The sequence below is a fragment of the Pseudomonas sp. RGB genome (genome assembly GCF_007713445.1).
GTDB lineage: Bacteria > Pseudomonadota > Gammaproteobacteria > Pseudomonadales > Pseudomonadaceae > Aquipseudomonas.
Window position 1 is genome coordinate 129,144 of record NZ_VMSH01000014.1, and the last position, 8,935, is coordinate 138,078.

Genomic DNA, 8,935 nt, shown 5'->3' on the forward strand with positions numbered 1-8,935 from the left:
CCTGCGCCCCGCATTGTGCAACGGCGCCAGTGTACTCATCCACGCACGACCAATCGCCTGCAAGACGCACAATCTGACATTTTATCCTTCCTCGCCAGCCTGTCCGAATCCCTCACCTGACTAAGCTATAAATCTTCAACGACCTGTGTGCGGAAACGTGACATGAATGACGCTGCAACGATCTACGCCTGGGAAGGCATCAACCGCAAAGGACGCAGAGTCTGCGGGCAAACCACAGGCCAGAACCTGGCGCTGATCAAGGCACAACTGCGCGAGCAAGGGATTTGCCCCGGCCGCATCCGCAAGAAAACCCCACGCCTGCCAAGCTTCGCCCCGCCGATAAAACCCGCCGATATTGCCCTGTTCACCCGCCAGTTGGCGACATTACTGAAGGCTGGCATACCGCTGTTGCAAGCGTTCGACATTATTGGCGAAGGCTTCGACAACCGCCTGATGCGCGAGCTGATAAAGGGCCTGAAACAGGAAATCGCTGCCGGCAACAACCTGGCGACAGCGCTGAAAAAACAACCGCGCTATTTCGATGACCTGTATTGCCACCTGATTGCCGCCGGCGAGCACGCCGGTGCCCTAGAAACACTGCTGGAGCGCGTTGCCATCCATCTGGAGAAAAGCCAGCAGCTCAAGACGCGCATCAAGAAGGCCATGACCTACCCCATCGCCGTCATCGTGGTTGCAGGCCTGGTCAGCACGGTCTTGCTGATCCACGTGGTGCCGCAGTTCCAGAACCTGTTCGCCGGCGTCGATGGCAAACTGCCGGGCTTCACGCTGAGTGTCATTGCCTTGTCCGAGTTCCTGCAGCGTGCCTGGTGGATGGTGGCACTGGGTTTGGCCGCGACAATTATCGGGCTGCGCCACGTCTATCGGGCATCTTCCGGTTTTCGTCGTTGGCTGGACCTCGGTTTGTTGAACGCGCCCCTGGCAGGCACACTGCTGAAAAAAACCGCGGTTGCCCGCTACGCCCGCACACTCTCAACGACTTTCGCCGCGGGCGTGCCGTTGGTGCAGGCGCTGGATTGCGTGGCGGGGGCGGTCGGAAATGGGTTGTTCAAACAGGCGATCGAACATATGCGTCACGATGTATCCACTGGCATGCAGTTGCACCAATCCATGGCCAACAGCCGCCTGTTTCCCAGTATGGCAATCCAGATGACGGCCATCGGGGAAGAATCGGGAACCCTGGACCGCATGCTGGAAAAAGTCGCCAATCACTACGAGGCCGATGTGCAAAACCTGGTCGATAACCTCACCAGCCTGATGGAGCCCCTGATCATGGTGGTATTGGGCGGCATCGTCGGCGCACTGGTGATCGCCATGTACCTGCCAGTGTTCCAGCTGGGGTCGGCATTTTGAACCCGTTGCTGAATGAACAACCGTGGCTCTTTGTCGGGATGGCGCTGGTGCTGGGCCTGATTGTCGGCAGTTTCCTCAATGTGCTGGTGTGGCGCCTGCCGAAAATGCTCGAGCGCGAATGGCGCGCCCAGGCCCAGGAAGTGCTCGGTTTGCCTGCTGACCCTGCGGGCCCGGCTTACAACCTGATGCGCCCCCATTCCTGCTGCCCGCGATGCAATCATCCGATTCGCGCGTGGGAAAATATTCCGCTGCTCAGCTACCTGCTGCTCAAGGGCCGTTGTGCCCATTGCCGAGAACCTATCAGTGCCCGCTACCCGTTCACCGAACTTGCCGGCGCGCTGGTCTCGGCGGCGGTGGCCTGGCATTTCGGCTTCGGCTGGCAAGCCGGTGCGGTGATGCTGCTGAGCTGGGGGTTGCTGGCGATGAGCCTGATCGATGTGGATCATCAACTGCTGCCCGACGTTCTGGTGCTGCCGCTGTTATGGCTGGGGCTGATCCTCAATAGTGTTGGCTTGCTGGTGACGCTGCCGGATGCGCTCTGGGGTGCAGTCATTGGGTACATGAGCCTGTGGACGGTGTTCTGGCTATTCAAGGTGATCACCGGCAAGGACGGCATGGGCTATGGCGACTTCAAGTTATTGGCCTTGCTCGGCGCCTGGGGTGGCTGGCAGATTCTGCCGATGACACTGCTGATGTCTTCGTTGCTCGGGGTGCTTGCCGGGCTGATCCTGCTGCGCTTGCGCAAGCCCCAGGCGTCGGCCCCAATGCCGTTTGGCCCGTGTCTGGCGATTGCCGGCTGGATTGCATTGCTCTGGGGTGGTCAAATAACCGACTTCTATTTGCAGTCTGTCGGTTTCAAATGACCACTTCTGTTGCAACACCCTGGATTCTTGGCCTCACCGGCGGCATCGGCAGCGGCAAAAGCGCGGCCGCCCAGCACTTCATGGATTTGGGCATCGACCTGATCGACGCCGACCATGCGGCTCGCTGGGTGGTTGAGCCCGGCCGCCCGGCACTGGCGCAAATCGCCGAGCACTTCGGTGCAGGCGTGCTGTTACCCGACGGCCAACTGGACCGCGCCGCGTTGCGCAAACTGATCTTCGAGGTCCCGCAAGAACGCCGCTGGCTGGAAGCCTTGCTGCACCCGCTGATCGGCGAGGAGATTCGCAGCCATCTGGCGCGCGCGCGGTCACCTTACGCAATCCTGGTGTCACCGCTGCTGATCGAGTCCGGCCAGTACAGCATGACCCAGCGCATCCTGGTGATTGACGTGCCGCAATCACTGCAGATTCAGCGTACCCTGCAGCGCGACGGCATCAGCGAACAGCAGGTGCAGGCGATTCTGAAGGCCCAGTCCAGCCGTGAGGACCGCCTGAACCATGCCGATGACGTACTGGTCAATGACCAGGACCTCGCCTGGCTGCACAGCGAGGTCGAGCGACTGCACCACTTTTACCTTACTTTGCGTGGAGGCCGATCATGAGCCAACCTATGACCGTCGACTGCCCAACCTGCGGTGCACCCGTGGAATGGAAAACAGACAACCTCAATCGGCCGTTTTGCTCGGACCGTTGCAAACTCATCGACCTGGGCGCCTGGGCATCGGAAGAGCACAAGATTCCGGTCAGCCCGGATGCCGAAGACGAGCTGTTCTCCGAAGACTTTCAGCCTAAGCACTAAGGCCGCATAAAGGCGTATTCCTGCTGGTCGTCGAGGTTCTCTGCAAGGTATTGCAGCTCGTCGGCCAGGTCTTCGAAACTGCGTACGCCTTTACTCTGCTGCACCACGGCGCTGAGCATGGCGCGCAAGGTCAAGCCCGGGTCGAAACCGATTTCCTGCGCGGCGTCCTGACTTCTGCGCAACTCCTGCCGTGCCCATTCGTACACACTCATGCCCCACGCTCCTTCATAAATTTCGCAGAGCATGGGCCTGTGTGGCCGGCCGGGATTTGATCTGGGTCAACGCCGCGAATCGTCGTCCTTCCATGGCGCAGAGAGGTAGCGCGTACGGTTGAAGGTCTCAAGCCACTCCGGGCAAAACACCACCAGAGCGCTGATGACCATGCCGTTGATAAAGGCTTCGGGGAAGATGATCAGCCACAGGTAGCCGATGAAGTCTTCCAGCCACTCCGGCATCGCGAAACGGCCGTCTAACCACAGCAACCCCAGCGCAGCCAGCAAGCAGAGCAGCGCCGACAGCGCGGCGGCAAAAAAGCCCGAGCAGAAGATATACACAAAGGGATTGCGGGGTTGGGCGCGCTCTACCAGCACTGCACAGCCTTCCGTGACCAGTACCGGCAACACAATCAGCAGCAGGCCATTGACCCCGACAGCGGCCAGGTCCTGACGCCCCAGCAGCACCAACCCGAACTGCGCCGCCAACCCGCCGACGAGTGCCAGAGGCCAGTCGAGCAGCAGGGTCACGGCGGTCATGCCGATAAAGTGGTAGGAAACGCCAGTATCGAAATCGCGCCGCACCAGCCACAACATGAACAGCGCGAACACCGTACCAAACAGCAGATGCTGACGCCGCCGGTCGGCAAACAGCTCGACCCATGGCGAGCGCAGGATTGCCCACATCACCACGGGCGCATACAACAGCCAGCCGATGCTGAGGGTTTGCGGCGCCAGCACGGCGGCACTGATCACGGCTTCACCTGCTCCAGTGCCTGGCGCAGCTCGTCGGCGGAGCTGAATTCGTGCTGCGCAATCACCTTGCCGCTATCGAGTTGCAGCCACAGCACTTTATCCACAGCCCCTGGGTAACGCGGGGCAATACGCGCATCACGGTCCAGCATGACCCGGTAGTTGTAGGCCTGCATCGCCGGCACGGCGAACAGCTTGGCGATGAGCCGGGGCATGCGCTGGATATCGGCGATGAACACCGCGTGGCGCGCTTCGAGGTAGCCCTTGGGCTGGCCTTGCAGCGCGGCATCTACCCGCTTGGCGGCGTCCATGCTGCGGGCTACCAGCAGAATCTGCGCCTGGTCATCCAGGGTGTAGGCCTGGTCGAACTGGTCGAGCAGGGTCCATGGCGCCACGCGCTCACCCACCTCAACAGCTTGGGCCCACAACGGTAAAAGGCTCAGCAACAGCACCACGAAAAACTTCACCGCAGACTCCTTGATTCGGATGAGGGTCGAGTAGCCAGTCTACACCGGCCGTTTAAAGCAAGACTTCCTGCGGTCATCATTTGGACGCTAAGCTGCAAATATGGATGACTCAGATTACTTGCGCCTGCTTACCGTAGCGGCCGAACAAGCCAATGCGTTCCTGTCCAATGCCCGCAAATGGGAGCGTGAGCGTTGGGTCTGCCAGCGCCTGCTGCAAGGCTTGAATGTGCCCTACCGGGCCGAGGAGTTTCATGCCGCCGGTCAAGAACCGCCGGATGTGTTGTTTCGCGACGCCAGTTTCGAGGTGTTTTTTGTACTGGATGAAGGCCGGCGCCTGAACGACGAATGGCGCGATGAGTTGCTGCGTCGACGCAGCGCGTTTTCCCTGAGCCAGTTGGTCCGGCGCGAAGCCAAGCCGCGGCGTATCCCCGCCCATGAGTTCCTGTTGCGCCTGGCGCCGACGCTGCGCAAAAAAGCGCATAACTACAAAGAACGTGGCATTGACCTGGGTGAGCTGGACCTCATCGCCTTCGCCAGTCTCAAACGCGAAGTGCTGGACCTCAACAGCCATTTTCCGCCTCCCACCGAATACCTGCGCCAGGGCTGGCGCTCGCTGTCGCTGGTCGGGCCGACCTTTGCCCGCGTGCTGTTCGCTCATCCTGATGCCCCGGATTTCTTGCGCAACAACTTGGGCCGCAGCATAGTATTCGACGTGGGCATCAGCCTGTGACGCAGGCACAGGCTACGCTTGTGGCGATACCGCCAATCTCCCGACTGTAACGTGGCGCCCTTTTGCAACGTCTACCTGACGAGGCCTTTATGACCAGCCGCCTGAACCCCGATGACCAACAGCATGTCGAAGAGTACCTGCAACTCTCCCAGAACCGAGTCGAGCGCAAGCCTTTCCGGCCGTGGCTGCTCCTTGGTGTGGTGCTGGTGGCGGTGATCGGGCTCGGTCTGCTGAGCCGCCTTTTGAGTTACCTGACGCTATGAGCTGCCTGGCGCTCGCGAGGGTAGCTGCTCCGATTTCTTTTAGCCTTGCGAGATATCCCCATGACCCATCGTATTATTATCGTCGGCGGCGGCGCCGGCGGCCTGGAGTTGGCTACCCGCCTGGGTAAGACTCTGGGCAAGCGCGGCACCGCCAACATCACGCTGGTGGACACCAACCTGACCCATATCTGGAAGCCACTGCTGCACGAAGTGGCTGCCGGCTCGCTGAACTCTTCGGAAGACGAACTCAACTACGTCGCCCAAGCCAAATGGAACCACTTCGAGTTCCAGCTGGGGCGCATGAGCGGGCTTGACCGTGAACAGAAAAAAATTCAGCTGGCCGCCACCCTTGACGAAGAAGGCCGCGAACTGGTGCCTGCGCGCGTGCTGGGCTATGACAGCCTGGTGATCGCAGTCGGCAGCACCACCAATGACTTCGGCACCGAGGGCGCAGCGCAACACTGCCTGTTCCTGGACACACGCAAACAGGCCGAGCGTTTCCACCAGCAGTTGCTCAACCACTACCTGCGCGCCCATGCCGGGCAGACCGATACCATTGAACAGATCAGCGTCGCCATCGTCGGCGCTGGCGCCACCGGCGTTGAGCTGGCTGCCGAGCTGCATAACGCCGCCCACGAGCTGGCAGCGTACGGCCTGGACAAGATCAAACCGGAAAACATGCACATCACCCTGATCGAAGCCGGCCCACGGGTATTGCCTGCGTTGCCGGAACGAATTGGCGGGCCGGTGCATAAAACCCTGGAGAAACTCGGGGTGACGGTGCTGACCAATTCGGCGGTCAGCGAAGTGACGGCCGACGCCCTGATCACCAGCAGCGGCCAGGTCATTCCGGCCAGCTTGAAGGTGTGGGCCGCCGGGATTCGCGCGCCAGGCTTCCTCAAGGACATCGACGGCCTGGAAACCAACCGCATCAACCAATTGCAGGTGTTGCCGACGCTGCAGACTACCCGCGACGAAAATATCTTCGCCTTTGGCGACTGCGCCGCCTGCCCGCAACCAGGCACCGACCGCAACGTACCGCCCCGCGCACAGGCCGCTCACCAGCAGGCTTCGTTGCTGGCCAAGTCGCTGAAACTGCGGATTGAAGGCAAGGACCTGCCGTCCTACAAGTACACCGACTACGGCTCGCTGATCTCGCTGTCACGTTTCTCGGCGGTGGGTAACTTGATGGGTAACCTGACCGGCAGCGTGATGCTGGAAGGCTGGCTGGCGCGGATGTTCTATGTATCGCTGTACCGCATGCACCAGATGGCGTTGTACGGTTTCTTCCGCACGGCCATGCTGATGCTCGGCAGCAAGATCGGGCGCGGCACCGAGCCAAGGCTCAAGCTGCACTGATTGACTGAACGGCAGCAAAAAAAATCCCCCTATCTCACGATAGGGGGATTTTTTATTGGGCTAGAGCTGCTGGTAGAACTCAGCCATATAGTCGACAAACGCCCGCACCTTCGGCGCCAGGTGCCGGGACTGTGGATAAAGGGCGTAATAGTGCCGCTCGCCCAATGAGTAATTGGGCAGAATTCGCACAAGCTGACCGTGCGCCAAGTCGCTGTGCACTGTGGCCTGGGTGAAACACGCAATGCCCGCCCCCGCCAACGTGGCCGCGTGCAACGCGCTGATGGTGTTGGTGCTGAACCGCCCCGATGGGGTGACCGTAACCACCGCGCCACGCGCCGCACTCAGTTGCCAATCCGACGACGCACCAATGAAAGTCAGCAAGTGATGGTTGTCGAGCTCCTGCGCCGAACGGGGCAACCCATGGCGGCCGATGTAGCTCGGCGACGCGACCAGAACCTGGCTGGAAATCGTCAACGTGCGGGCAATCAATGACGTATCCGCCAGGGCGCTGGCAATGCGTATCGCGACATCAAACCCGTCGGCCACCAGGTCGACGAACTGATCATCACAGCACAGCTGCAGCTCAATATCCGGATAGCGTCGTTGAAAACCCGGTAGCCAGTGCGGCAGATCCAGTGTGCCCACCACCAGCGGCACACTGACTCTCAGCAGGCCTTCGGGGCGTTGGTGCCCATGGGCGATGGCCTGGGATGCGGCGTCGAGACGATCAAGGATATCCACGCACGCTGCGTAGTACTGCTCCCCGGCACCCGTCAGACTGAAGCGTCGCGTGTTGCGGTTGATCAGTTGGGCGCCCAGCTCAATCTCCAATTGCTGCAATTGCCGGGAAATCGTCGAATGCGTGGTCTCCAGGCGCTCTGCGGCTGCAGAAAAACCCTTGGCTTCGACGATGCACCGAAAGGCGCGCATGGCAGATAACTGGTTCATGAAGCAGGCGATCCCAAGCTGGTCAGGGGAATCAGTTAACCGGCAAAGCGATAATTTGCGAGGTGGTCAGCACCGAACCGAAGGTGTCTTCGATTTCAGCCAGTGCCGAGTTGTGCAACTCATCCTTGGTTACCGAACGGCCATCGGCGCGGGTAATAGCCCGTGTGGCACTGGCATCGGATGCTACCACAACGTCATAGCCCAACGGCGCGGCGTCACGGGCGGCGCCAGCAACACAGGCGTGAGTCATCAGGCCACTGATAATCAGGGTTTTGACGCCGGCTTTCTTCAATTGCGCATCCAGGTCGGTGCTGGCAAACACGCTGACCGTGGTCTTCTGCACAAGCGTGTCTTGTGCACGTGGCTTCATCAGCGGGTGAAAATCGACGGTTTTGCCATTCTTGGCGAAGACCGCCGCGTCGTCCGGGGCGATGTGCTGCACGTGAATGACCCGGATGTTTTCCTTGTCGGCAAACTTGATCAGACGCTGGGTGTTTTCCAGGGCTTTCATGCCGTCAGGGATCGGCATGCGGCCGGTGAAGTATTCATTCTGGAAGTCGATGACCACCAACGCGGTGGTTTTCGGGTCAAGACGGTCGGTCGGCTTCGCCCCCAACATCGCGCGAATGGTCGGCTGCGGGTGTGTGGCTGCTTCGGCGGCGACAGCGTAATGGCCGAGGCCCACCATCATACCGAAGCCAACAAGCGTGGACTTGAGTACGGCAGATAGCGAACGGACAGGGTGAACGGCTGGAGTGAGGGTCATCATGCAGATTCCTTGAGGCGAGTGAATGGACGAGGCCCAGTCTAGGAGGCCGCGACCAGTGCACCAACGCACCCATCAGCACAATATCTGTTTGGAATTCGCACAAGTGAGGCCAAACAACAGGCAAAAAAAATCCCCGTATCTTTCGATACGAGGATTTTTAATATGGTCGGGGTAAGGGGATTCGAACTCCTGACATCCTGCTCCCAAAGCAGGCGCGCTACCGGACTGCGCTATACCCCGGTAAAAAAAAGGCGACCTTTCAGTCGCCTTCTGCGACCAGGGCTTTTGACCTCTGATCTTAAGATCTGATCCCAGCGTTAACTGGTCTCAAAAATGGTGGGTCGTGTGGGATTCGAACCTACGACCAATTGGTTAAAAGCCAA

12 protein-coding genes and 1 tRNA gene are annotated in these 8,935 nt (G+C 60.1%); 7 read left to right on the forward strand and 6 right to left on the reverse strand.

Features of this window, described 5'->3' with window-relative positions; genetic code table 11:
* Positions 1–162: 162 nt before the first annotated feature.
* Genes FPT15_RS24260 through yacG form a run of 4 tightly spaced genes read left to right on the forward strand, consistent with a single transcriptional unit; the run spans position 163 to position 3,051 of the window.
* A complete protein-coding gene (locus tag FPT15_RS24260) occupies positions 163–1,371 on the forward strand; it encodes a type II secretion system F family protein (RefSeq protein ID WP_145165290.1) in 1,209 nt (402 codons plus the stop codon).
* On the forward strand, positions 1,368–2,234 hold the full coding sequence (locus FPT15_RS24265; protein ID WP_145165292.1) for an A24 family peptidase: 867 nt from the start codon (positions 1,368–1,370) through the stop codon (positions 2,232–2,234). Before FPT15_RS24260 ends, FPT15_RS24265 begins: the two co-directional genes overlap by 4 nt.
* Entirely contained in the window at positions 2,231–2,854 is a 624-nt protein-coding gene (gene coaE, locus FPT15_RS24270) for a dephospho-CoA kinase (RefSeq protein ID WP_145165294.1), read from the forward strand. Before FPT15_RS24265 ends, coaE begins: the two co-directional genes overlap by 4 nt.
* On the forward strand, positions 2,851–3,051 hold the full coding sequence (gene yacG / locus FPT15_RS24275; RefSeq protein ID WP_145165296.1) for a DNA gyrase inhibitor YacG: 201 nt from the start codon (positions 2,851–2,853) through the stop codon (positions 3,049–3,051). Before coaE ends, yacG begins: the two co-directional genes overlap by 4 nt.
* Here yacG and FPT15_RS24280 read toward each other — a convergent pair.
* The 3 genes from FPT15_RS24280 to FPT15_RS24290 form a co-directional block, all read right to left on the reverse strand.
* Complete coding sequence (locus tag FPT15_RS24280; protein WP_003171680.1) at positions 3,048–3,263, reverse strand: hypothetical protein; 216 nt, start codon at positions 3,261–3,263, stop codon at positions 3,048–3,050. The two genes, yacG and FPT15_RS24280, sit on opposite strands and share 4 nt — an antisense overlap.
* A 66-nt stretch (positions 3,264–3,329) precedes the next feature.
* A complete protein-coding gene (locus tag FPT15_RS24285; RefSeq protein WP_145165298.1) occupies positions 3,330–4,019 on the reverse strand; it encodes an energy-coupling factor ABC transporter permease in 690 nt (229 codons plus the stop codon).
* Entirely contained in the window at positions 4,016–4,483 is a 468-nt protein-coding gene (locus FPT15_RS24290) for an FAD/FMN-containing dehydrogenase (protein WP_145165300.1), read from the reverse strand. The genes FPT15_RS24285 and FPT15_RS24290 overlap by 4 nt, the downstream gene beginning before the upstream one ends.
* 100 nt (positions 4,484–4,583) lie before the next feature.
* Between FPT15_RS24290 and FPT15_RS24295 the strand changes: the two genes are divergently transcribed.
* The 3 genes from FPT15_RS24295 (at position 4,584) to FPT15_RS24305 (ending at position 6,835) form a co-directional block, all read left to right on the forward strand.
* Complete coding sequence (locus FPT15_RS24295; RefSeq protein ID WP_145165302.1) at positions 4,584–5,213, forward strand: DUF1780 domain-containing protein; 630 nt, start codon at positions 4,584–4,586, stop codon at positions 5,211–5,213.
* 89 nt (positions 5,214–5,302) lie between these two features.
* Positions 5,303–5,476: a DUF3094 family protein gene (locus FPT15_RS24300; RefSeq protein ID WP_064450648.1), complete on the forward strand. Its 174-nt coding sequence runs from the start codon at positions 5,303–5,305 to the stop codon at positions 5,474–5,476.
* A gap of 60 nt (positions 5,477–5,536) precedes the next feature.
* On the forward strand, positions 5,537–6,835 hold the full coding sequence (locus FPT15_RS24305) for an NAD(P)/FAD-dependent oxidoreductase (RefSeq protein ID WP_145165303.1): 1,299 nt from the start codon (positions 5,537–5,539) through the stop codon (positions 6,833–6,835).
* A 60-nt stretch (positions 6,836–6,895) separates the two neighbouring features.
* Here the strand turns inward: FPT15_RS24305 and FPT15_RS24310 are convergent, their stop codons facing one another.
* From FPT15_RS24310 to FPT15_RS24320, 3 genes are all read right to left on the reverse strand, one after another.
* The gene (locus FPT15_RS24310; RefSeq protein WP_178119740.1) at positions 6,896–7,783 is read right to left on the reverse strand and encodes a LysR family transcriptional regulator; all 888 of its coding nucleotides are present in this window, start codon (positions 7,781–7,783) and stop codon (positions 6,896–6,898) included.
* 31 nt (positions 7,784–7,814) lie between these two features.
* The gene (locus FPT15_RS24315) at positions 7,815–8,549 is read right to left on the reverse strand and encodes a cysteine hydrolase family protein (RefSeq protein WP_145165311.1); all 735 of its coding nucleotides are present in this window, start codon (positions 8,547–8,549) and stop codon (positions 7,815–7,817) included.
* A 166-nt stretch (positions 8,550–8,715) separates the two neighbouring features.
* Positions 8,716–8,792: transfer RNA gene (locus FPT15_RS24320), tRNA-Pro, on the reverse strand.
* Positions 8,793–8,935 lie beyond the last annotated feature (143 nt).

Bases quoted from the DNA above. Each gene is read 5' to 3' on its own strand.
- FPT15_RS24260 (WP_145165290.1), top strand. From the start codon at position 163: ATGAATGACGCTGCAACGATCTACGCCTGGGAAGGCATCAACCGCAAA.
- coaE (WP_145165294.1), top strand. From the start codon at position 2,231: ATGACCACTTCTGTTGCAACACCCTGGATTCTTGGCCTCACCGGCGGC.
- yacG (WP_145165296.1), top strand. From the start codon at position 2,851: ATGAGCCAACCTATGACCGTCGACTGCCCAACCTGCGGTGCACCCGTG.
- FPT15_RS24280 (WP_003171680.1), bottom strand. From the start codon at position 3,263: ATGAGTGTGTACGAATGGGCACGGCAGGAGTTGCGCAGAAGTCAGGAC.
- FPT15_RS24295 (WP_145165302.1), top strand. From the start codon at position 4,584: ATGGATGACTCAGATTACTTGCGCCTGCTTACCGTAGCGGCCGAACAA.
- FPT15_RS24300 (WP_064450648.1), top strand. From the start codon at position 5,303: ATGACCAGCCGCCTGAACCCCGATGACCAACAGCATGTCGAAGAGTAC.
- FPT15_RS24305 (WP_145165303.1), top strand. From the start codon at position 5,537: ATGACCCATCGTATTATTATCGTCGGCGGCGGCGCCGGCGGCCTGGAG.
- FPT15_RS24310 (WP_178119740.1), bottom strand. From the start codon at position 7,783: ATGAACCAGTTATCTGCCATGCGCGCCTTTCGGTGCATCGTCGAAGCC.
- FPT15_RS24315 (WP_145165311.1), bottom strand. From the start codon at position 8,549: ATGACCCTCACTCCAGCCGTTCACCCTGTCCGTTCGCTATCTGCCGTA.